The organism is Armatimonadota bacterium (genome assembly GCA_029907255.1).
Classification (GTDB): Bacteria; Armatimonadota; UBA5829; order DTJY01; family DTJY01; genus JAIMAU01.
This window is the reverse complement of record JARYMF010000004.1, coordinates 84288-107773: the sequence shown is the minus strand read 5'-3', so window position 1 is coordinate 107773 and position 23486 is coordinate 84288. Positions and strand designations below refer to the sequence as shown.

19 protein-coding genes are annotated in these 23486 nt (G+C 48.0%); 15 read left to right on the top strand and 4 right to left on the bottom strand.

What is annotated here, in order from left to right; genetic code table 11:
• Window positions 1–12: 12 nt before the first annotated feature.
• Both larB and larE read right to left on the bottom strand, forming a co-directional pair.
• The gene (gene larB, locus QHH26_04465) at window positions 13–768 is read right to left on the bottom strand and encodes a nickel pincer cofactor biosynthesis protein LarB (GenBank protein MDH7481218.1); all 756 of its coding nucleotides are present in this window, start codon (window positions 766–768) and stop codon (window positions 13–15) included.
• Between the two features lie 54 nt (window positions 769–822).
• Window positions 823–1641 carry an ATP-dependent sacrificial sulfur transferase LarE gene (gene larE / locus QHH26_04460; GenBank protein MDH7481217.1) on the bottom strand — a complete coding sequence of 273 codons (819 nt, stop codon included), beginning with the start codon at window positions 1639–1641 and terminating at the stop codon, window positions 823–825.
• Window positions 1642–1835: 194 nt separating this feature from the next.
• Here larE and QHH26_04455 point away from each other — a divergent pair, with 194 nt between their 5' ends.
• Window positions 1836–2072 carry a BON domain-containing protein gene (locus QHH26_04455; GenBank protein MDH7481216.1) on the top strand — a complete coding sequence of 79 codons (237 nt, stop codon included), beginning with the start codon at window positions 1836–1838 and terminating at the stop codon, window positions 2070–2072.
• A gap of 85 nt (window positions 2073–2157) precedes the next feature.
• Here the strand turns inward: QHH26_04455 and QHH26_04450 are convergent, their stop codons facing one another.
• Complete coding sequence (locus QHH26_04450; GenBank protein ID MDH7481215.1) at window positions 2158–3876, bottom strand: NFACT RNA binding domain-containing protein; 1719 nt, start codon at window positions 3874–3876, stop codon at window positions 2158–2160.
• A gap of 37 nt (window positions 3877–3913) precedes the next feature.
• On the opposite strand from QHH26_04450, the gene QHH26_04445 reads away from it, so the two are divergent.
• From QHH26_04445 to QHH26_04385, 13 genes are all read left to right on the top strand, one after another.
• Window positions 3914–6001, top strand: a complete 2088-nt coding sequence (locus tag QHH26_04445) for a beta-galactosidase (GenBank protein MDH7481214.1) — start codon at window positions 3914–3916, stop codon at window positions 5999–6001.
• A 100-nt stretch (window positions 6002–6101) separates the two neighbouring features.
• A complete protein-coding gene (gene gmk, locus QHH26_04440) occupies window positions 6102–6683 on the top strand; it encodes a guanylate kinase (GenBank protein ID MDH7481213.1) in 582 nt (193 codons plus the stop codon).
• On the top strand, window positions 6673–7890 hold the full coding sequence (gene coaBC, locus QHH26_04435; protein ID MDH7481212.1) for a bifunctional phosphopantothenoylcysteine decarboxylase/phosphopantothenate--cysteine ligase CoaBC: 1218 nt from the start codon (window positions 6673–6675) through the stop codon (window positions 7888–7890). The genes gmk and coaBC overlap by 11 nt, the downstream gene beginning before the upstream one ends.
• Window positions 7887–9035, top strand: a complete 1149-nt coding sequence (gene metK / locus QHH26_04430) for a methionine adenosyltransferase (protein ID MDH7481211.1) — start codon at window positions 7887–7889, stop codon at window positions 9033–9035. The genes coaBC and metK overlap by 4 nt, the downstream gene beginning before the upstream one ends.
• Complete coding sequence (gene priA, locus QHH26_04425; GenBank protein ID MDH7481210.1) at window positions 9036–11450, top strand: primosomal protein N'; 2415 nt, start codon at window positions 9036–9038, stop codon at window positions 11448–11450.
• 72 nt (window positions 11451–11522) lie between these two features.
• Window positions 11523–12014 (top strand): peptide deformylase, encoded by a 492-nt coding sequence (def, locus tag QHH26_04420; GenBank protein MDH7481209.1) that lies wholly within the window; start codon window positions 11523–11525, stop codon window positions 12012–12014.
• 5 nt (window positions 12015–12019) lie between these two features.
• Window positions 12020–12961, top strand: a complete 942-nt coding sequence (gene fmt, locus QHH26_04415; GenBank protein ID MDH7481208.1) for a methionyl-tRNA formyltransferase — start codon at window positions 12020–12022, stop codon at window positions 12959–12961.
• Between the two features lie 156 nt (window positions 12962–13117).
• A complete protein-coding gene (locus QHH26_04410) occupies window positions 13118–13465 on the top strand; it encodes a tetratricopeptide repeat protein (protein ID MDH7481207.1) in 348 nt (115 codons plus the stop codon).
• Window positions 13466–13540: 75 nt separating this feature from the next.
• Complete coding sequence (locus tag QHH26_04405; protein MDH7481206.1) at window positions 13541–15418, top strand: ASKHA domain-containing protein; 1878 nt, start codon at window positions 13541–13543, stop codon at window positions 15416–15418.
• A 99-nt stretch (window positions 15419–15517) separates the two neighbouring features.
• Window positions 15518–16153: a corrinoid protein gene (locus tag QHH26_04400; protein ID MDH7481205.1), complete on the top strand. Its 636-nt coding sequence runs from the start codon at window positions 15518–15520 to the stop codon at window positions 16151–16153.
• A 120-nt stretch (window positions 16154–16273) separates the two neighbouring features.
• Window positions 16274–16678, top strand: coding sequence for a hypothetical protein (locus QHH26_04395; protein ID MDH7481204.1), 405 nt, complete (start codon window positions 16274–16276; stop codon window positions 16676–16678).
• A 7-nt stretch (window positions 16679–16685) separates the two neighbouring features.
• Entirely contained in the window at window positions 16686–19073 is a 2388-nt protein-coding gene (locus tag QHH26_04390) for a YfhO family protein (GenBank protein MDH7481203.1), read from the top strand.
• A complete protein-coding gene (locus QHH26_04385) occupies window positions 19066–20676 on the top strand; it encodes a hypothetical protein (GenBank protein MDH7481202.1) in 1611 nt (536 codons plus the stop codon). The genes QHH26_04390 and QHH26_04385 overlap by 8 nt, the downstream gene beginning before the upstream one ends.
• Window positions 20677–20734: 58 nt before the next feature.
• On the opposite strand, the gene QHH26_04380 is transcribed toward QHH26_04385, so the two are convergent.
• Window positions 20735–21349, bottom strand: a complete 615-nt coding sequence (locus QHH26_04380; protein ID MDH7481201.1) for a hypothetical protein — start codon at window positions 21347–21349, stop codon at window positions 20735–20737.
• 227 nt (window positions 21350–21576) lie between these two features.
• Between QHH26_04380 and mnmG the strand changes: the two genes are divergently transcribed.
• Window positions 21577–23436, top strand: coding sequence for a tRNA uridine-5-carboxymethylaminomethyl(34) synthesis enzyme MnmG (gene mnmG, locus QHH26_04375; protein MDH7481200.1), 1860 nt, complete (start codon window positions 21577–21579; stop codon window positions 23434–23436).
• Window positions 23437–23486: the final 50 nt, after the last annotated feature.

The following is a 23486-nucleotide window of genomic DNA, read 5'->3' as shown; positions in this document are numbered from 1 at the left end:
CGTTTTGTTTGGTTATTTATTCACTAAATGTGCGAAGTAGCCTGCGCCAAACCCGTTGTCGATGTTTACGACAGCTACGCCTTCTGCACATGTATTGAGCATCGAAAGAAGTGCCGCCAATCCAGCAAAGCTTGCGCCATATCCAATGCTTGTTGGTACAGCTATAACTGGCTTGCTAACCAATCCTCCAACGACGCTTGCGAGTGCTCCTTCCATTCCCGCGACAACAATAATGACATTGGCATTGTCGAGTTTTTCCTTTTGGTTTAGAAGTCTATGCAAGCCAGCGACACCGATGTCATAGATGCGCTCGACCCTGCTTCCCATTGCTTCGGCGGTAACCGCTGCCTCTTCGGCAACTGGGATATCTGCTGTTCCGGCGGAAACCACCAAAATATATTTTTCGCCATTGACGGCTTGGGGTTTGTCTTCTTTACTCCTTACTATTATCATTCGCGCGGCTTCGTGATAAATAGCGTGAGGAATCTCGCGCTTTACGGCTTCATATGCAGCTTTATCTGCCCGAGTTGCCAACACAGTTGGGTTTATCGCAGCTAGACGTTTAATAATTTCAACAATCTGTTGGGGGGTCTTCCCTTGGCAAAATACTACCTCTGGGAAGCCGGTACGGATGCTACGATGGTGATCTATTTTGCAGTAGCCGAGGTCCTCGTATGGCAGGTTACGCAGTTTGGATACTGCTTCGTCAACCGTTATTTCGCCTGATTGCAAAGCGTTCAGTATTTCTCGCAGGGAATTGATGTCCATTTTTGAGTTAGTGGAAGCTTGGAATCATAAAACCTTATTAGTCACCACTAGTTATTAATTAGTTTTGGCTTTTGTATTCAAGGCTTCATTCATGCTTCCAGTGCGGTAGCCTTCAAGGTCAACGGCTACGTATAGGTATCCAACCTTTTTGAGTTCCTCGACCACCTTAGGCCGAATTTTGGAATCCAGCAACTTTGGTAGCTCTTCCATCTCAACCTCAATTCGGGCGATGGTATCATGATGCCTAACTCTAACCTGTCGGAAGCCTAGACCTTTGAGTGCTGTTTCTGCTTTGTCGACCTTCTGTAGGGCTTCTGCAGTGATTTGTACTCCATAGGGGATTCTTGAGGCTAGGCAAGCGAGAGATGGCTTATCCCATGTCGGCAAGCCAAGCTCGCGAGAAATCTCGCGAATATCCGCCTTTGTAAGGCCTGCTTCCTGAAGTGGTGCGCGTATACCCATCTCAGAGGCAGCTTTTGCCCCAGGACGGTAATCTTTTAGGTCGTCAACGTTTGCACCATGGGCTACCCATTTGAGACCGGCCCCTGCCGCGACTTGTTTGAGCTTAGCGAATACTTCTCTTTTGCAATGGTAACACCTTTCAGGGGTATTTATTGCGAAAGATGGGTTATCGAGCTCATGGGTGCGAATCTTAATCACGCGGGCGCCAAGTTCAGTTGCTGTTTTCTCCGCTTGCTCTATCTCGTCGGCTGGGTATGTCTCGGAAGTCGCTATCACAGCAAGTACCCGATCTCCGAGCACATCGAGGCTAGCCTTTAGGAGTAGCGTGCTATCCACCCCGCCAGAATAGGCTACCAGGATGCTATCCATTTTTCCAATAATATCTTTGAGTTTGTCGTATTTGGTGTCCATGTCGAAAAACATTATTTAAAAATGAATGAAGCCAGCTCGGAAGTAGTATAATTATCATTGTAGAAAAAGTCAAACTCAGTAATGCATCTACAGGCACGCGTCATGCGAAGGAATAACTCCATAGCGTATTTAATGTTTTATATGGAGGCTTGCTAGTATTTGTGATGAGCCTTGATTGAAAGGGGGGCAGTGGTATGCCTGCTGAGGATGTGCAAATGACTCGGCTGGTACAGCGAGAAATCGGGCGCCGATATATAGATTCCAGGCAGCTGGATGTTAGAGTGATTCATGGCGTAGTCTATATTCGTGGTACCGTTAGGAAAATACGCGGTCATGATGTAAGTTTGGAAGCCGAGATGGAAATTATCCGCAGGATTCTTCGCTCCAAGCCTGGCATTAGAGATGTAATCATGGATGTAACTTACAGGTAGCCGAGTTTTCAGACAAAAACAGCCTTTGAGAGTAATAAAGGCTGTTTTAGTCGTGCATGTTGTTTAGATACATGGCGAGTAATTTCTAGGGGTTCGGAGTCACGAAAATCGTTTTTTCTCGTTGATAGATGGCCATCCCTGACGGTGCATTTTTGGGTTTTCGAACGTATTTCCTAAGCGTGTAATCAACTGGTACTAGCGACGAGTGTTTGGAGTCACTATGCTGAGCCGCGATTTCGGCAGCGGCGTGCAAGACTGCCGCTGGAACTGCTTCAGGATGCCCTTTTGTTCGTATGATGACATGGGCGCTTGGTGCGGCTTTGACGTGAACCCAGTAATCATTTGGAGACGCTAGCCTTGTAAGTAAATAGTCATTCGCTTCGCTATTTTGGCCGTATAGTATTTCCCAGCCGTTTGAGACAACCTTTCCAATCTTGTAGCCCTCGAACTCTGGCTTTCGCTTTTCGGCCGGTGCCTGCTCTTGCTTGCTCAGATGTATTCCGCTAGTCTCAAGAGTTTCATGCAGTTGCTGGATTTGTTCTATTGATGTAATCAAATTTGCAGAGTCGAGGACTTTTCTTAGCAGTTTAATTTCGGCGCTTATTTCGGCAAAGCGGTCCTTCATCGCCTCTACGCCCGTGAGCATTTTTCGATATTTTTTGAAATAAGCTTCCGCATTCTCGATAGCGCTAAGGGTTGGGTCAAGCTCTACCCTAATCACTGAGCCACAAGGGTCATAATAATCCACCAACTCAACGGATTCTGCTCCATCAGGAATGGTGGCTGCTTGGGCAAGTATTAAGTCGCCGATTTGTTTGAAGCGCTCTGGCGCTTTGAATTCAGCCAAGTTTTCCTGAATTGAAGCAATTGCATGTTCCCTAGATTCTATTTCTTTTTGCACAAGGCTTATGAAGTTTTCCTTCGCTCGTTCAAGGGCTATTCGCGGCAAAGCGCTGGTGTAGTAAATGTCTGCAACTCCGCTTACCGTCGGTCGCTGATGTTGATTAGCTTCTGGGTGTTGGACGCTTGGAAATGGATAAAAACCAATCGTATGCCCGGCGTTGTCAGTGATTATCACAGGAGAAAAATCGGCCCGCTTTACCTGGTCGAAAAATTCGGTGAATACGTCTGGAAGGCGATTTACGTTGTCATGGCTTCTGGCAGTGAGCTCACGTGCGGCAAAGGGACTTATCCCAGTAAAAGTTTTCGAAAGCCAGGAGGCAATTTCTGTTTGGTCAGCTATGCTTGATGGGAAGGTATCGTTGAGCAGCTTGGCGAATTCATCTTTCGTGACGGACAGGGGATTGGCCTTGTTTTGGGGTGGAGGAGGCACGTATTGCCTGCCGGGGAGTACCTCGCGATAGCGATTCTTTTGGCGCCCAATGGGCTTGATTACGCCAAGTATACGATAAGAATCGTTTATTAGGACAATGTTGCTATGTTTGCCCATAATTTCAACAACCATTGTTAGCCGTTCGCCGTCATAAGCTGTGAATTTAAGGCGGAGTATGCGGTCGAAATCCGCCTGTTCCGCTCCAATAAACCGTGCGCCTTCGAGGCGTTTGCGAAGAAGCATGCAGAAATTCGGAGGTGTCTTAGGGTTTGGGCGTCTAACTGAAGTTAAGTGGATGCGCGGATGCTCGGCGTTGGCAGAAATTAGCAGGCTATAGTTGGCTCCGCTGCTCCTGATGACAATAACAATGTCAAGCGGTTCCGGCTGTCGAATCTCGGATATACGGCCGTTAGCTAGAAATTTATTTAATTCCGCCGCGACAGCGGCTAAAATTACGCTATCGAAATTCACTTCAAATAAATTATATCATAATTTAGAGGGGGTGAATATGTTTCCTTACGGAGCACAATATTATCGAACTCCCAACCCGCCAGAGAGCGAGTGGGAAAAAGACTTTCGCGTAATGGCTGAGCACGGTTTCACGATTGCGAAGATATGGGCGATGTGGAACTGGATGCACACGTCTGATGACACCTTCGATTTCTCCCATTTCGACCGTCTTTTTGAGCTGGCTGAAAAGTATAAAATTAAGCTTATCATCAATACTATTTTAGAAAATGCGCCATATTGGCTAATTGAGCGTCATAGAGATGCCCTCTACGTTGCTTCAGATGGCCAAGTATTTGAGCCTATTGCGCGGTCAAATACTCCAGGAGGCGGTTGGCCAGGTCTCTGCTTTGATAACGAGCCAGTGCGTGAGATGGCGGAAAAATTCCTCGTGGAAGTGGCTAAGCGGTACTTGGACCACCCAAATCTTTGGGGATATGACGTTTGGAACGAGGTATTTTTCGAACCTCTAAACCACCCTGGTTTTGAGGGAAGATTCTTTTGTTATTGCAACGGCACAAAGGCACGGTTTATTGAATGGCTCGAGGCACGCTATGGCACGATTGAGGAGCTGAATAAGGCTTGGTACCGTCGTTACTCGGATTGGAGCCAAGTTTACCCACCTAGGTATTGGGGTTCATATCCCGATTGGCTTGACTGGCTTAAGTTCCGGTTGGAAAACCAACGAAACCTTATGCGCTGGCGCATTAAGGTATTTCGCTCGGTTGACCAAAAACACCCACTGACTAGCCATGGGATTGCCTATACTTTGCAGGGCATGCCTACTCATTTAACAAACGATTTCGACATTGCGGCAGAGGTTGACCAGTGGGGGCTTTCTGCATTTCCTATGTGGGCAAATCTGCACTCGAGTGATTTTTTCCGAATGCTTGATTTGGTGCGTTCTGCCTCAGCAGCAAATGGGAAGCAATTCTGGCAGAACGAACTTCAGGGCGGGCAGAGCGGAAATGGTCTTGCAAGGAGCCGAACCCCTCGGGCTGAAGACACAACAATCTGGAACTGGACAGCTTTCATGTGTGGGGCAAAAGGACTAATGTATTGGCAGTGGCGGCCCGAGCTTCTTGGCCCTGAGTCGCCAGGTTTTGGCTTGTGCAGATTAGATGGAACGCCCAGCGACCGAACAGAAGCTGCGGCGTGGTTTGCAAGTTTCATGAACTCAGATGCTCGGCTTGCGGAAGCCAAGCCAATTAAGGGTGAAGCAGCCATTCTCGTTTTGCCAGAATCGCAACTATTTTGCTTTGTTGCAGATGGCAAAACAGACCACTATGCGCATTCAGTCTTTGGAATTTATCGGGCGCTTTGGAACGTAAACCTTCAAGTTGACTTTTGCACAATCGAGCATATAGGTGAATATCCGCTAGTCTTCTTGCCGTTTCCACTGATGATTGAAAAAGCTCATGCAGAGGCGCTGAAGAAATATGTTGCCGAAGGTGGAGTTTTAGTCTCGGATGCAGCTCCAGGCCACTTTACCGATCATGGTTACACCAGCATGCGCATTCCTGGGATGGGCTTAGATGAAGTCTTTGGCGCGGTAGAAGATGAAATGGAGTATGTTCCGACTCTAATGCAGGGCGGAGCGGCTCCGCCATCCATTGTTTGGGACAGCATGAGGATCAACTGTTCGGTATATCAGGAGAAGCTCATTCCGACAACCGGAGAGGTTGTTGCCCGATACGAAGATGGAACAGCAGCGGTTGTAGACAACTTGTTTGGCAAAGGAAAGGCTAGGTTAATTGGCACATTCCCTGGGGCTACTTATTACCGTACTCTTGACCATGAGCCTGAATTACTTATCCGTGATGCCCTTCGGTATGCGGGAGTAAAACCTTTAATTCAGCCTCTCGATACATTTGTCAAAGCTCGAATCCAGCGGGGTCCTTCGGGCGATTTCCTTTGGGTACTCAACACTAACTACCAAACCATTAACACCGAGATAACGCTCCTTCCGAGCCTTGGCGACTACTCGCATGCTGAGGACCTTGTTACTGGCGAAGTACTTCCCATCCGCCGTGGCGTGCTTCATATTAGGCTTGACGCTCTCAAGGGCACTGTATTACGATTGGAGTAGGTGTGATTTATTTGACACTTGGTGTTCTCCATGTTAGAATCTCTTACCAACTCAACATTCGGTAACGCCATTGGACCTCGAAGCTAGACTTAGAAAATTCATGACCCGGAAAGGAATGCTAATTGTACTTTCCGGCCCTTCAGGCGTAGGCAAGGACACCCTTCTTGAGCGACTTGAGCAAGTGTGTCCACACATCCAGCGGTGTGTCACATACACTACTCGTGAGCCCAGGCAGGGCGAACGCCGAGGTTTGGATTATAATTTCGTTTCGGAGGAAGAGTTCCGCTCAATGATTGCTAGAGGAGAATTCCTCGAGTTCGCCCGTGTTCACGGTCATTTGTATGGCACGCCACTCAAAGAGGTATTGGCAATTCGAGAAAAAGGCATTGATGTTGTCCTTAAAATTGACGTTCAAGGCGGCCTTACAGTTAAGCAAAAGGTTCCAGAAGCCATAATGATTTTTGTAGCTCCTCCGTCGCTAGAGGAACTTGAAAGGCGTCTACGTGCTAGATATACTGATAAAGAATCGGACATCAAGCGACGGTGCAAGGATGCGCGTAAGGAATTAGAGTACATACCTCAATACGATTATTTGGTTGTAAACGATCAAATTGAATCTGCAGTTGATAATCTTCGCGCCATAATATTGGCTGAGCGCGCAAGGATACGCGATGACAGCTGAAGCTTTAAAAGAAAAAACCGTAATCCTTGGGGTGACAGGCAGCATAGCGGCCTTCAAGGCTGCGGAGATATGCAGTTTACTAATCCGCAAGGGTGCAACTGTGCATGTTGTAATGACAGAGCATGCCACAAAGTTCGTCGGACCGGTAACCTTCCGCGCGCTTACAGGAAATCAAGTTATCACTGGGCTTTGGGATGAGCCGCGAGAGTATGAAATCGCTCATGTCTCGCTTCCAGACAAGGCTGATGTTTTCCTCATTGCCCCTGCTACAGCAAACTTTATTGGAAAGGTTGCGGCTGGCATAGCGGATGATATGCTCACAACGATGGTAATGGCTACCAAGGCTCCTGTGATCATTGCACCTGCGATGAACTATAAGATGTGGGAGAATCCCGTCCTTCAAGCGAATGTCGAAAGACTAAAATCGCTGGGATACCGCTTCGTTGGACCAGAAACCGGGCGCCTAGCGTGCGGCGTCGAGGCTGTGGGTCGCCTGGCGTCGTCAGAAGCAATTGTACAAGCAGTCGTTGAATGCGTTAGCGGTCCCCGCGATTTGGAAGGCGTAAGAATACTAGTGACTGCAGGGCCTACCGAGGAGCCCCTTGATCCGGTGCGATTTATCAGCAATCGGTCGTCTGGCAAGATGGGGTATGCCATTGCTCAAGTAGCAGCCAATCGTGGAGCTAAAGTTACCCTAGTCTCTGGACCAACAACACTTCCGCAACCAGCGGGGGTAGAGTTGGTTCGCGTTCGAACAGCGGCTGAAATGCTGGAAGCAGTTTTAGGTCGACTATCCGATACGGACGTAATTATAGGAGCAGCGGCGGTTGCGGACTATACACCAAAGTCGCCGGCGCCTGAGAAAATCAAGAAGGCAGACGAGGCTTTGGTGCTTGAACTTGAGCCCACCAAAGATATAATGTTCGAGGTAGGCAGGCGCAAGAATAATCGTATCCTCATTGGTTTTGCGGCGGAGACAGAAAATACGTTGGAGAACGCGCGGCAAAAGCTAGCCAAAAAAAACCTCGACCTAATAGTAGCCAATGATGTGTCAAAGCCGGAGATTGGCTTCGGCTCGGATTTCAACGAGGTTACACTTATTGAAAAAGATGGCACGACGCATGACCTGCCGAGGATGTTGAAATCGGAGATTGCAGCTCGTATTCTCGACTGGGTCAAAGAGCATTTGAACGGAGGGCACAGTTGAAAAAAGGCAGATATACTTTCACATCAGAATCGGTTGCCGAAGGGCATCCTGATAAGTTAGCAGACCAGATATCAGATTCTATCCTCGACGCAATTCTTGAGGGTGATGAGAATGGTAGGGTAGCCTGCGAGACTCTCGTTACCACGGGTCTATGCATAGTTGCCGGAGAGATTACTACCTCGACCTATGTAGAGATTCCCGCAATTGTTCGACATACAATCGAGGAGGTTGGCTATACGCGGGCGAAATACGGCTTTGACTACGAAAATGTTGGTGTCCTTACGGCAATACAAGAGCAGTCTTGCGATATTGCAAAAGGCGTAGATATTGGCGGTGCGGGCGACCAAGGAATGATGTTTGGCTTTGCTTGCACGGAGACACCAGAGCTTATGCCAATGCCGATAATGCTAGCTCACAAACTTGTTCGCCAACTAGCAACTGTCAGAAGGAATGGTGTGCTAGATTATCTGCGACCGGATGGCAAAAGCCAGGTTACCGTAGAGTACGAAGGCTACAATCCTATTAGAATTGACAAGGTTTTAATCGCAGCTCAGCATAAAGAAAACATACCTCAAGCCACAATCTTTACCGATATTGTTGAGCAAGTCATAAAACCAGTGCTCCCGCCTGAAATGCTCGATAAAAATACAAAGTATTTGGTTAACCCCACAGGAAGCTTTTCCATAGGTGGGCCGAGGGCGGATACCGGCCTGACAGGACGCAAGATCATCGTAGATACTTATGGGGGTATGGCAAGGCATGGCGGCGGTTGTTTCAGTGGAAAGGACCCGACAAAAGTTGATCGCTCTGCAGCTTATATGATGCGTTATATTGCAAAAAACATTGTTGCTGCGGGTTTGGCAGATCGGTGCGAGCTCCAGGTAGCCTATGCCATCGGCGAAAAGGAGCCACTTTCAGTTTTAGTTGAGACTTTTGGCACCGGCAAAATCCCCGATTCCGAGATTTGCAAGCTGGTAACAAAAAATTTCGACCTTACACCTGGCGGGATTATTAAGAAGCTGAACCTACGCCGTCCCATTTATAGACAGACAGCGGTTTATGGCCATTTTGGCAGGACCGATTTGGGAGTGCCTTGGGAGGAAACCGATATGGCCGAAACCCTGCGCAAAGAAGCGGGATTATAGGTGTATGCAAACGTCATAGTAGATTCTCCTGGTTTAAGAAAGGCTTTTACGTACGGCGTTCCTCCCGAGCTGGGGAACGCCGTACGTGCAGGAGTTTGTGTTGCTATTCCGTTCGCAGGACGAGAGCATATTGGATATGTTCTTTCTCTTACAGAAAATGCCCCGACTGATATCACGGAGGTTAAGGATATCCTTTCTGTTATTCCAAATGCCTGTTCGCTGACCCCTTCGCTTCTTAATATTATTTCGTGGATGGCTGACTACTATATCGCTCCTCTCCAGCAAGCCATGCGCGCCGTTGTTCCGGAGGCAATGAGTGGGGCAATAACAACAACTATTAGACTTATTGATGCTTCAAAAGCTTCGTCTTTATCCCAAAAACAACTTAAGATAGTTGCGATGCTCGAATCAATGGGCGGTGAGGCGGAATATGAGATTCTAAAGGCAAAAGTGCGGCTCGACGGTTTTGCTACCTCGCTAAGGCAGTTGAGGGACCGAGGCGCCGTTGAAATTCTTCGGACTCTCGACCTCCCAAAAGCCAAGCCCCGAATAGTGCGCGGTGTCAGGTCGGCTGGAGAGGCTAAGCCGGATATCCTTCAGCGTGCTCCAAAGCAGGCTGAGATTCTCCGAGAACTTGCTGAGGCGGGCGGCATTGTGCGCCAAGCTGAGTTGCTAAACCGAGTTCAAAGTACAACATCGCCAATCAATTCGCTTGTCAAGAAGGGGCTAGTTGAGAAAGTTGACATTTGCATACGGCGGAAGCCTTTTGAAACTGTCCGTGGGTCTCGAAAGCCAGATTTAACATTAACACCTGACCAGCAGGCCGCGCTAGAAGTAATTGTTTCGGGGCTAGAGTCAAATAGCCCGCAGACAACGTTACTTTATGGCGTCACTGCCAGTGGAAAAACTGAGATATACCTCCAAAGCATTCAAAAAGCACTTGGACAGGGCAAGACGGCAATTGTCCTCATGCCTGAAATTGCCCTTACAGCCCATCTTCTAGAAGTATACAGGGCAAGGTTTGGCGAAGAGGTTGCCATTCTTCATAGCCATTTATCGGTTGGAGAGCGCTATGATGAATGGCGAAGAATTGAAAGTGGAGAGGCCAAAGTTGTACTTGGCGCACGTTCGGCAATTTTTGCGCCCGTAAGTAATTTGGGTTTAATAGTTGTTGACGAAGAACACGAACCATCATACAAGCAAGAGCGTGAGCCCAGATATAATGCTCGAACAATTGCAGAAGAATTGGCAAGAGAAGCATCGGCGTCAGTGGTGCTTGGAAGTGCGACGCCTGCAGTTGAGACATTTTACCGCGCAAAGTCTGGCGAGATTGGCCTTGCGGTTTTAGCAAACCGTGTTGACGATCGGCCACTTCCGAAAGTGGAGATTGTTGACCAACGCGTTGAATTCGCACATGGACGGCTGCAGATATTTAGTAATCGACTTCGGGAGGCAATTGAAAGTCGCCTAGGGAAGCGCGAGCAAATAATACTTTTCGTTAATCGGCGGGGTTACGCATCGTTTATTCTTTGCAGGTCATGTGGATATACTCCCACTTGCCCAAATTGTGCTGTTTCGTTTACTTACCATATCGGCCCACGGATTCTCCGTTGCCATCATTGCAACGCTTGCCAGCCTGCGCCTACGCTGTGCCCAAATTGTGGCGGGCCCCATATTCGGCAGTTTGGGATAGGCACAGAGCGAGTTGAGGAAGAAGCCAGGCGTATTTTCACCAATGCATCGGTAATAAGGATGGATAGGGACACAACAAGCTCTAAGGGTGCACATTTCCGTCTTCTGGATGCGTTTAGTAAGGGCGAAGCCGATATCCTGGTAGGCACGCAAATGGTGGCGAAAGGACTTGATTTTCCAAACGTTACGCTGGTTGGAGTGGTAAGCGCAGATACGGCTCTTCATCTTCCGGATTTTCGCTCTGCTGAGCGTACATTCCAGCTTTTAACTCAAGTGAGCGGGCGGGCAGGCAGGGGGGAAGTCCCTGGCGAGGTAATAATTCAGTCATTCTCTCCAGAGCACTATGCGATTAAAGCTGCGTCGGCTCAAGATTATATAAGCTTTTACGAACAGGAGATTGAAAATAGGCGCGAATTAAGCTACCCGCCTTTCTCGAGGCTAATAAATGTTATTTCTACAGACCCTATCGAAGAAGCCGCGGAAAACCGCATCAGACGATTTATGGATGAGATTGCCCCCGAACTTCCAGCCGGCATGGTAGATGTTCTGGGTCCTGCGCCGGCCCCTCTTGCCAAATTAAAAGGTCAATATCGCTGGCACATGGTTATCCGATACCATGGCGAAGTTGCCATGCAGGAGATAATCAACAACGTATACAATAGGCTTCCTGATATGGTTGCAAACAACATCATTCTCGACGTTGATCCAATTACAATGTTATAATAAAGCTTTGAATTGGGAAAAGCCGTGTTGGAGTATGATGGCATTAAAGCGCTTTAATTAAGAGGTAAAGAAATGGCGGCGCGCGATGTGGTTACCTATCCGGATCCTGTTCTCAGACAACAGGCTAAAGCCGTAACCAAAGTAGATACGAATACGAAAAAGCTGATACACGATATGATTGATACCATGCATGAGGCAAATGGTGTGGGATTTGCTGCAAATCAGATTGGGGTCCTGCAGAAAGTTATTGTGTTTGATGACGGAACAGGGCCAAAGGTTCTTATCAATCCAAAAATCGTGCATGCCAGCGGTGAGCAAGTTGGCATTGAAGGATGCCTCAGTGTGCCAGGCCTGCAAGGTGAGGTTCGCCGCGCAAATGAAATTGAGGTTAAGGGTTTAGATGAAAGAGGAAAGCCTGTGAAGATTAAAGCCGAGGGATTAACTGCGCGCATTATCCAGCATGAGCTAGACCATCTAAATGGAGTGCTGTTTATTGATAGAGCTGAGCCAAATTCGCTGCACTATGTCACAGCCACAGAGGAAGAGGAAGCGATAGAGGCATAAAAAAGATGCGCATCCTTTTCATGGGCACATCAAAATTTGCAGTGCCGACACTCCAAGCCCTTCTCAACTCCCAGCATGAGGTTATCGGAGTCGTTACTCAGCCAGACCGACCCAAGGGACGCGGTAGGGAAGTTAGTATGTCTCCGGTAAAAGAAGTAGCGTTGGAAGCTGGTGTGCCTATCTACCAGCCTGAGAAAGTTAGGGATGAGAACTTTATCAAACTTGTCGAGGAACTATCTCCCGACGTCATAGTTGTCGCCGCATTTGGCCAGATACTACCGCAAAAGCTTCTCGACATACCAAAATACGGCAGCATAAATGTTCATGCTTCGCTTTTGCCGAAATATAGGGGAGCTGCACCGGTGCACCACGCATTGTTTGAAGGGGAGACAAAAACTGGGGTCACAACTATGTTAATGGATGCGGGCTTGGATACTGGGCCGATTCTTCTTCAGCAGGAAGTTGAGATACTTCCCGAGGACAATGAAGGTACGCTTGAAGAGCGGCTTGCTAATATTGGCGCAGAGCTTTTAATTAAGACTCTTGATGGACTTGAACAGGGTAAAATTCAACCGAAGCCGCAGGATCATTCGTTGGCTACCCATGCTCCCTCAGTCAAAAAAGAGGATTGTGAAATTCGATGGGCTCAGCCAGCGGATAAAATTGTAAATAGGATAAGAGGGTGCACACCACGTCCCGGAGCATATACTTATTTTGAGGGCTCACCGCTTAAAATTTGGTTATGCCGCCGCGTAGATAGGGATGTGGAGGCTAGCCCGGGTGAGATCATAGAAGTTTCAAAGGAGGGAATTGTGGTTGGAACGGGAGATGGCGCAATTCTTTTAGTGGAGGTGCAGCCGGAGAATCGCAGACGAATGACAGCTACGGAATTTGCACGAGGAAGACATATAACCGCAGGCATGCGATTCGATAGTTGTCGATCTTGATTAGTCTGCCGAAAGATGCTATACTTAATATAAGCCCTGGTAGAATGAGCCCCATCTCCGGCTGTAAAATCCCGACTATAAAGAGTCTGAACAAATACAAACCGCATTTATAATTTTATTATTTCCTTTCGCGTGCTAAGAGCACGAGGTTTGGAGATGGGCGAGGCTAAAGAACATCTACAACGGGGCATAGAGTTTAAAATAGCCGGTCAATATGATGAAGCCATAATTGAGCTGCAGGAAGCAATCAAGCTCGACGGCATGAATTGTGAGGCTTATAGGCAGCTTGGCTTGGTATATGGCTTTACGGGCATGTTCGATGAGTCGCTCGAGATGCTCCGTAAAGCTAAGGAGATTGAACCATCGAACCTAGATGCCAGGAATGACCTTGCTCTTACCTATGCAATGCTTGGAATGATAGAAGAGGCAAAGCAGGAATTCATGTCGGTGCTTGAAGAGGATCCCTCCAATGAGGTAGCACGTAAAAACATTGTCTACTTCTAAGATTCCGCTGAGAAGTTCCAGTTAGGGGCTTTATTTTGAATTTCTACTTAAGAAACACCTGGAGAGCTACAAAACTTGAACTCGAAAAAAATTAGAATAACAATTTACCCTTCAGGGCGATCTGCTTTGCTTTCGCCAGGCACTCCTCTTCGTTATGCATTTGATATATTGGGAAAAGGAATAACCATGCCGTGTGGCGGGAAGGGCCGCTGTGCCAAGTGTCTTGTCTATTTTCAGGAAGGTGCACCTCCGCCCACACCTGCTGATGAGGCAGGTCTAACTGAGTCTGAACTTGCCCAGGGTTACCGGCTTGCATGTCAAGTTATCCTCGATAGAGATGCAGTTATTTTCACCCGCGATCACAAATTCAAGGCGACGGACAAGATACTCGTAACTGGGGCGACTAGAGACTTCGTTCTCAAGCCGAATATTACCAAGCGCTACGCAGTAATCCCTAAGCCTACCGTGGATGACCTGCGTTCGGATCTTGACCGCATATTGGATGTCTTCGATATAAAGACTGGCTTTGCGCCTTCGCTTCAGCTGTTAAAAAACCTTGGATGCGAACTGCGCAAATCGGGATTTAAAGCGACAGGTGTTTTTGCGAATGGAAAGCTTATTTCCGTTGAGGGTGGAGAGGCTACGCAGGAATGTTATGGAATTGCCTTTGATATAGGGACAACGACGATTGCAGGTTACCTTCTTGATCTCACCAATGGTTCTCAATTAGCGGTGACGGCGGCCGTCAACCCTCAGGCTCGGATAGGTGAGGACGTCATCAGCCGAATTAGCTATTCGATGCAGGAGCCCAAGGGCCTTAAGTGGCTTCAAACGGCGGTTGTCAAAGAGCTAAACAGAATCGCTGGCAGATTGGCTAGACAAGCAAATGTGTCGTTGAGTAAAATATATGAAGCAGTTGTCGTTGGCAACACATGCATGACGCATTTACTGCTAGGTGTGGATCCGAGGCATTTGGCGCAGGCGCCCTATGTTCCGACATTCAGTCACAGTATGACGTTAGATGCGGGCGACCTTGGTTTAAGAATCAATTCAGCTGGCTTGGTGCACGTACTTCCGAATGTCGCTGGATATGTAGGGGCAGATACAGTTGGCATGATTCTTGCTACCGCCATCCACAAGAGCGACGGCATCGTGTTGGCGGTAGATATAGGCACAAACGGCGAAATTGTGCTAGGCTCGAAAGAACGAATGCTTGCGTGCTCAACGGCAGCAGGTCCAGCATTTGAGGGAGCGCATATCAAGCACGGGATGAGAGCTGCTTCTGGCGCGATTGATTCTGTGTGGATTACGGATGGAGATATAGAGTTTAGCACTGTGGATGGCGCAAAGGCGGTTGGTATTTGCGGCTCCGGCCTTCTTGATGCAATTGTTTGTTTGCGCAAAGCAGGAATTCTGGAGGAAAGTGGAAGAATAGTAGATGTTGATGAAGTACCGCCTGATTACGGTGGTCTTAAAGCCAGACTCACGGATGGGGGATTTGTTCTGGCAAGTGCTGAACATTCGGCGCATGGGACGCCGGTGGTGATTACACAAAGGGATGTGCGCGAAGTTCAGCTTGCAAAGGGAGCCATTGCGGCTGGAATTCGTACGTTAATGGAGCGCCTAAATATTGTGCCGAATGATTTATCGGCGGTAGTTCTCGCGGGGGCATTCGGCAATTATATGCGCAAGCAGAGCGCGATTGCCGCTGGGCTTATACCAAATGTGCCATTATCAAAGGTACATTCGGTAGGGAATGCGGCGGGCGAAGGTGCGAAGCTTGCACTGCTTTCAACTGACGAGAGGTCCGAGGCTGACCGGATCGCTCAGTCAATTGAGTATGTAGAGCTGACAACGGACTCTAGTTTTCAGGAAAAGTTTGCGGAAGCCCTGATGTTCGGTCCTTGGCCCGACACAGGTTCGCAAAGTGTTTTCCTTGATGGGGTGGGCTAGCTTGTTAGGTGAGATGGTTGCTGATTCAATCCCCTAAAGCTAGCAAGCCCGATTAAGGAGAAGAGTCAGACAAATAAATACTGCATAGGGGGTATCTGAATGTTCAACTACGAGGAGCTAGCCAATGCGCTGATTAACGGCAAAGCTCCACTTGTTCGAGAGCTCACTGAAAAGGCCCTGGCTGAGGGCGAAAGTCCCCAAGACATACTAAACAAGGGCTTAGTAGCGGGCATGAGCGTAGTGGGTGAGAAGTTCAAGAACAACGAGTTCTATGTGCCTGAAGTGCTCATTGCGGCTCGCGCCATGAAAAATGGCATGGAGGTCCTAAAGCCGAGGCTGGTTGAAACCGGTGTTGAGCCAATCGCAAGAGTTGCAATTGGTACGGTTCGGGGCGACCTCCACGATATTGGCAAGAATTTGGTTGCCATGATGCTCGAAGGCGCTGGCTTCGAGATTATCGACCTCGGCGTCGACGTCAAGCCTGAGCAATTTGTGCAGACAGTAAAAGAAAAGAATGCAAAGCTAGTATGTTTATCGGCGCTTCTTACGACTACCATGCCGGCAATGAAAGACACAATAAATGCACTGGCTGAGGCTGGCTTGCGGGATGGTGTAAACGTCATGATTGGCGGGGCGCCGGTAACGCAGAACTATGCCGACGAGATTGGCGCCGATGGTTATGCGCCGGATGCCGCGAGTGCGGTGGACAAAGCTAAAGAGCTGTTGAAGGTTTAACCTCGACAGGTTGGCTTTTCAATAAGAGCATTAATACTGAGCCCTTGAGACCGGAAAATACGGCCAGCGGCCGTGGTTCAGCATATTCGGTTTCGGGGCTTATTTTTTAGGGAGGTACTTGTGGGTAAGCCATCTTTGCTTTCTATAGCATTGATCCTTTTCAACGTCATGCTTGCGGCGACTGGTCAGATAGTTTTAAAAATTGGCACATCAAAGCTTGGCGGCTTAATTAAGCCCAATCATTCAATTTTTGAGGCGGCTTTTTGTGCCATCAGGGCAATGTTCACGCCGTATATTTTTGCTGGATTGATGATTTATGCCTTCAGCGCCATAACTTGGATCATCATTCTGAGCAGAGTGGACTTGAGCTTCGCCTATCCAATGATTAGTTTAAGCTATGTGCTTGTCGTAATCCTTTCGGCACTGATTTTGAGTGAGAAAGTTCCGCTAATTGCAGTGCCGGGCTTACTTCTGATTTGCATAGGTGTAAGCTTGATAGGGATAGGTTACAGTGGGCAGCGTTGAGATATAAATGATTCGCAGGCTCTTGCCGTTTTTAATCTTCGCCGTGCTTACTTTTGTTTTTCTTTGGCCGGTTCTATTTGGCGCACGGACACTTCTGCCGGGTGGTATGCTTGGCCACATGTCGCCATGGAGGGCAGGCGTAGCGACGCCGGACCCGGTCCATTGGAATGCGCTCACTTGGGATTCGATTGCCTACTTCTACCCTGCTAGGAAGTTCTTAGGTGAGTCTATAAGGTCTGGAGATATTCCATTCTGGAATCCATATCAGATGTGTGGAATGCCTTTCCTTGCAGATCCCCAGACTGCCGTACTATATCCACCAAATCTCCTATTCGCTTTGCTCCCGGCCGACGTTGCGTTTGGTATACTTGCCGCACTTCACCTTTTTGCGGCGGGGGTATTCACCTACATTTTCCTAAGGGGCATTGGATTGGGCTCGATGGCTTCGGTGCTTGGCGGAATCACATTTATGCTAGGCGGTTTTGCTGTTGTTTGGTTGGAGCTCCCCAACTTCTTGGCTGTTGCTATTTGGCTTCCTCTTACGCTGCATTTCTTGCGATTGGCTCTTGTTCGACGCTCGAGAATCTATGCTGCCGTGTCCGGAGTAATGATAGCGCTTTCACTCATAGCAGGACATCCACAGATTGCTTTTTACTGTCTGCTTGTGTCCGCTATGTTCTTAGTTTATCTGGCTTTTGTTGGACGCTCGGAAACTAGAATTGTCTGCTCACTGGGGCTTGGCATTTTTGCGTTTGCTATTGGATTTGCCCTTGCAGCACCGCAGATACTTCCGACCGCCGAACTAGCGGCTCTGTCGCATAGGATTGGCGGTGGATATAAGGCGTATTCATCTACAGCAATGACCCCGGCAAACCTTATTACGCTCCTGCTTCCTGACTTTTATGGCAATCCGTCGAAGCTCGATTTCGACTATTGGGGTGTAGGTGAATACGCTGATTATTGTGGTTACATGGGAATTTTGCCTCTTCTCCTCGCACCGCTTGCGTTTATGTGTGGTGGTAAGCGGCGGCAATATGCTTGGTTTTTCGGTTGCCTTGCCGTTCTGGGTCTTTTGATGGCAATGGGCACCGCCGTTAATCGAATCTTCTACTTTGGAGTCCCTGGATTTTCACGCTCAGGTTCTCCCGTAAGGGCACTCTTTATCTATATGTTTTCGCTAACCATACTTGGTGCGCTGGGCTTTGAGCGGCTCTTAAATCAAAAGCCAGAAAAGGCTAATCAAACGTTGATTCGAATTTTACTTATAGTTATATCAATTCTACTCATAGGGCTTCTTCTTTTAAAGCTAAATTTTGAGCGCATACGGAGCGAATTTGGTGCAATTGACCTGCTTGAGATATCACTTCCGGTGACCTGGCTATTCCCGCCATTTTTCCTTGGAGCTTTTGGGCTTATGGTGCTTCTCGCTTCGGGGAAGCTGAATCGGGCTTTTTGCGGAGGGTTATTAATAGGTTTACTCATCGCGGACTTGCTTGTATTTGGGATAAAGTATAACCAAACTTGTGTTCGGCCTCAGATTTATCCTGAGGGCACCCTGACGAATTTCCTCAGGGGTGATTTGGGCTTGTGGCGAATTATGCCTCTGAACTCGAAGTGGGACCTCCGCGCCTATCCGAAAGCTGTGCTTCCACCTAACTCGGCAATGGTTTATGGCTTGCAGGACGTTCAAGGCTATTCGGCGCTCTATCCACTCAGATATAAAAAATTGCTTGATGCAGCTGCCGGCAGGGATTCATCGCCGCGTGAGAACGGCAACATGGTTTTTGCTCACAATTCCGCTTCGCCCATCTACGATTTGCTTGGGGTTCGTTGGATTATCTCTCTAGTACACCTGGGGGGCAAGCCTTTAGAGATGGATGGTTGTTATTTGTATCAGAATGAAGGTGTTCTTCCACGAGCGTTTATAGTGCATAAGGTAGAGTTTGTGGGGGACGATGAATGCCTTTGCAGAATAAAGCGCGGCGAGGTGGACCTGCGTACAACAGCGCTAGGCGACTCCGAGTTTCTGCTAGAAGCACTTCGTCCGGGCTCGCTGAAGGTGGATATGGCGAGTGAGGATGTAAAGATTACCAAATATAGGCCGAATGAAGTGACAGTAAGCGTGAGAACTCGTGCACCAGGCATTTTAATACTCACTGACCAATTTTATCCGGGTTGGGAAGCTTTGGTAGATGGGGAGCCAAAACGCGTATTTGAGGTGGATTTTTGTTTCCGAGGAGTAGCGATTCAAGCCGGAAAGCATGAGGTGGTTTTCTCGTACCGTCCAAAGTCATTTAAGAGGGGACTTTGGCTAGCATGTTGCGCACTGGTTGTTCTGTTTGGCGTAGGCATTGCGAGCATTAAGCGGGGAAACGCAGGTAGCGAAGATGGATAAAACATCCATTAGCCGAAGTGAATGGAAATGGGTGATATGGGTATCTCTAGCCATTGTGCTTGGGACAATGGTCCCCTATGCAATAGGTTATGCCTTCGCAGGGCCAGGTTATCGCTTCATTGGGTTTATGCACAATGGCGATGATATGTGCGTTTATCTTTCTTGGATGCGGCAGGCCGCTGATGGAAATTTTTTTATAAGAAATCTCTTTACAACAGAACCCCAGATAGGCAAAGGTTTCAATATTTTCTTTTATGTGCTCGGAAAGTTAGCTCATTTTGCACATTTGCCGCTTGCGGCAATGCTTCACATCGTAAGGGTTATCAGCGGCTTTGCGCTTTTGCTTGCTATATACATTCTTTCTAGTATCTGGATTGAAAATAAGTCGTCCCGACGTCTTTGTTTGTTAATCACAGGAACTTCGGCTGGTTTGGGCTTTCTATTTGTAGGGGTTCCTCATTCAACGAATGCCCCAGTGGATTTGTGGCAACCAGAAGCAATCACATTTCTCAGTATTTATCTAAGTCCTCTGTATACTTTTCCAACCTTGCTAATGGTAGGAATTATTTTTTGGCTGTACAAATTCGCAACAATAGGCCAATGGAAGCATGCCATATTTGCTGGTGTGGGCTTATTGCTTCTTTCGAACATCCATACCTACGACATTATCCCACTTGGTCTTACTTGGGCGTTCTATTCGCTACTCAAGCTGGCATTAAAACCTCGAAATTCTAGAGTTTTGGTTGGAGGCGCAACCGCTTTGCTAATTGCATCGCCTGCGATAGCATATCAGGCGTACTTTTTTTTAAGTGAGCCCGTCTTTAGGATGCGTGCTGCGGTGCCGACGACTTCGCCTAGTATTGTTTGGTATATTACTGGCTATGGACTTCTTCTTGTGTTTGCGCTTATTGGGGTGTGGCAGTCGAGAAGGAATAATGACTTAAACCTTCTCGTCTGCTGGTGTTTGGCTGGCTTCATTGCGGCATATCTTCCTGTAACTTTCCAAAGAAAGCTCATAATGGGAACACATATACCGCTGAGCATTCTAGCGACAATGGGCGTGACTGCTGTAACTAGCCGTATTCTGAAAGATAAATATCGGACGTTGTTTTCTGCACTTATATTGCTGGCGATGGTTCCATCAAACATGGTTGTAATAGCGTGGAATATTGGTGACATTCTGCAAAACCAAGTGCCAACAGCGTTTCACACGCCTTACATTTCCGAGGTTGAGCTGAATGCTCTTTCATTTCTGCGGGCTCATGCGAAACCAGATGAGGCAATCCTTGGCCCGCCGAGCTTTTCGGTGCTTGTTCCGGGGTTCACGGGGCGCACTGTGTACTGCGGCCACTGGGGGGAAACAGTGCGTTTTTGGGATAAGCTTTTGGAAGTTGGGCGCTTCTATGTTCCTGACACCTCTGATGACGAGAGGCGGACTTTTTTGCGGAAACACCGAATAAGCTGGGTTGTTGAATGTCGTGAGGAAAGTTCGCCTGGTTTTAAGCCTGTTAATCTAAGCGAGCGGAAGGTTGATTATCTGAAGCCAGCATTTGACCAAGGTGGAATTGTGATTTATAGGGTGGTGGATGACGGAAAGGTATAAAAATTGGAGGGTGATTATATCACCCTCCAGCTTTAGCCTTTTGCATTGAATTTCTCTTTTAAGCTTGAGATTTCACATATTCTGTGATTTTATGCAATGCATCGGCGTTTAATGGGCCGAATCGGATATCAATGGCATAGCGGACAAGTTCTTTCTCGCATTTATGCTCAATTTTGCTAACTACGCCCTTAATAGCCACTGGATTATTTTTCTTATTAACAAAAAGGTCAAGATCCAGAGCTACGCCAGGCTTGAGGTCCATTCTCGATGGAAGGTATACCCTGACTCCTGAGCATCCCATATCTCCTGATGTACAGAGTGCACGCACTGTATCGCCATTTGGGCGCGGCAGATAAAGCCTTATTAGAAGCGGCGACTTTAATTGAAAATAAGCGTGTCCCTCGTCCCTTACAAATCTTTCTAACTCTGCCAGAGCCATTGCTTCGTCATCGGCCTCCTTTATCTGTTTTGAAGTTAATATTGTATGGCTCACGTTGGCATCGTGCGGAATTGCCGAATAACCGCTTTTAAACGGCAATGGAATTGCACCAGAAAGCTCGGCGTTGCTTGCGGTTACAGCCGTGAGTGATTCAATTCTTGACTGCCAGGCTGAACGCACTGCGTTCCGGTAATAATCCATAACAATGCCATTTAAATTGGTTCTAGGTTTCATCAAATTGGGAATCCGCCGTTCCAAACGGAGTCTACGTTAACGTTATTCCATTGACTATCCAGCGTGGAAGTTGTCAACATTACCAGTTTAATACCCGTATTTATGCCTGATTTGCCGTTCAATTCTCGCTTTTATCTCTGAACTGACTGCAAGTCAACGAATGGTCTAGAATCAAACAAGTGCTTTAGGCGGACTCTGAATTGGCAGTATGGTATAATATAGGTGCTATGAAATACGATGTCATTGTAGTTGGAGCGGGTCATGCTGGTTGTGAGGCTGCACTTGCGGCAGCTCGGTTGGGTTGCAAGACCCTCCTCCTGACAATCAACATAGATAGCATAGCGGTCATGCCGTGCAACTGCAGCATTGGAGGACCTGCCAAGGGCCATCTGGTCCGCGAGATTGACGCACTAGGTGGACAGATGGGCTTGACAATCGATGCTGCTTATACTCACATCCGGATGCTAAATACTGGCAAAGGGCCAGCAGTCCAGGCGCTTAGGGCACAAGCCGACAAGCGACTATATCAATCTATAATGAAGCAAACCATCGAGTCTCAACCTGGCCTCGACCTTAAGCAGGCAATGGTTGAGCGAATTCTTGTTAAGAACGACAGAGTAGTTGGCGTAGTAAGCCAAACGGGGGTAGAGTATTTAGCGAAAAAGGTTATCCTCACTACGGGCACTTTTCTTCGGGGTCTTATCCACATTGGCGAAGTGAGGTTTCCTGCAGGCCGAGCCGGCGAATTCGCCGCCGACAAGCTCTCTGAAAGCCTAATTGAGATTGGCTTTGAACTAGGTAGGCTAAAGACCGGCACAACTGCGCGAATCCACAAGGGAAGCATAGATTTCTCAAAGGTTGAAGAACATCCCTCTGATGACGAGCCCCTAGCTTTCTCGTTTATAACGCCTTTGGTGCGTCGAGAAGGCCTACTTCCTTGCTGGCTCACCTATACGACGCAGAAGACGCGTAACATCATAATGGAAAATCTTCACCGCTCTGCAATGTATGGCGGCTCCATCATGGGCGTTGGGCCTCGTTATTGTCCGTCTATCGAAGACAAAATGGTGAAATTCCCTGACAAAGAAAGGCATCAGGTCTTTCTTGAGCAGGAAGGCTGGCATACCGATGAGGTTTATGTGCAGGGAATGTCAACAAGCATGCCTGAGGACGTCCAAATTGAGATGATACACTCGATACCTGGTTTGGAAAACGCTCATATAATCCGACCTGGATACGCTATTGAGTATGATTTTGCGCCGCCAACCCAGCTCAAGCCAAGCCTAGAAACCAAACTCGTTGAGGGGCTTTACTTTGCCGGTCAGATTAATGGCACCTCAGGCTATGAGGAAGCTGCCGCTCAAGGACTAATGGCTGGAATCAATGCTGCCCTTGCAGTTCAGGGCCGTGAACCCATCGTACTCGACCGCTCGCAGGCTTATATCGGGGTAATGATTGATGATTTGGTAACAAAAGGTGTGAATGACCCCTACAGATTGCTAACCTCTCGCGCAGAGCATCGGCTCTTGCTACGGCAGGATAATGCGGACGCGCGGCTGACCCCAATTGGCCGTGAGATAGGTCTCGTTACTCAGGGGCGATGGGAGCGATTCACTGCTAGACAAGAGCAAATAAGTCAAGAAATGGAGCGTCTTAAGAAAACTTTTATAAAACCGTCGGATACGGAAGCCCTAGCAAAACTTGGGATTGAAAACCTGCAACGGCGGACATCTCTTGAGGAGCTACTTCGCCGTCCGAACGTTCGCTATGCTGATATATTGAGTCTCAATGGCCATGGTCCACAGCTTCCACGCGACGTCCGCGAACAAATTGAGACTCAAATTAAATATGAAGGCTACATCCGCCGCCAGCTTTTGCAGGTCGAGCAACAGAAAAAACTAGAAAGCCTTAGAATCCCTTCGGATTTCGATTATTCCTCTGCTACGTCACTTTCCAATGAGGGGCGCGAAAAGCTCAGTCGCATACAGCCTACTTCCATTGGACAGGCAGCACGCATTCCTGGGGTAACTCCTGCTGATATTTCGCTTCTAATGGTTTTAGTGAGCAAATATGAAAGGGTTGGCTAGTAACCCTTTTTGTAGTTATAAAGCTCATCAGTTTGGGTCTGCATTCAATG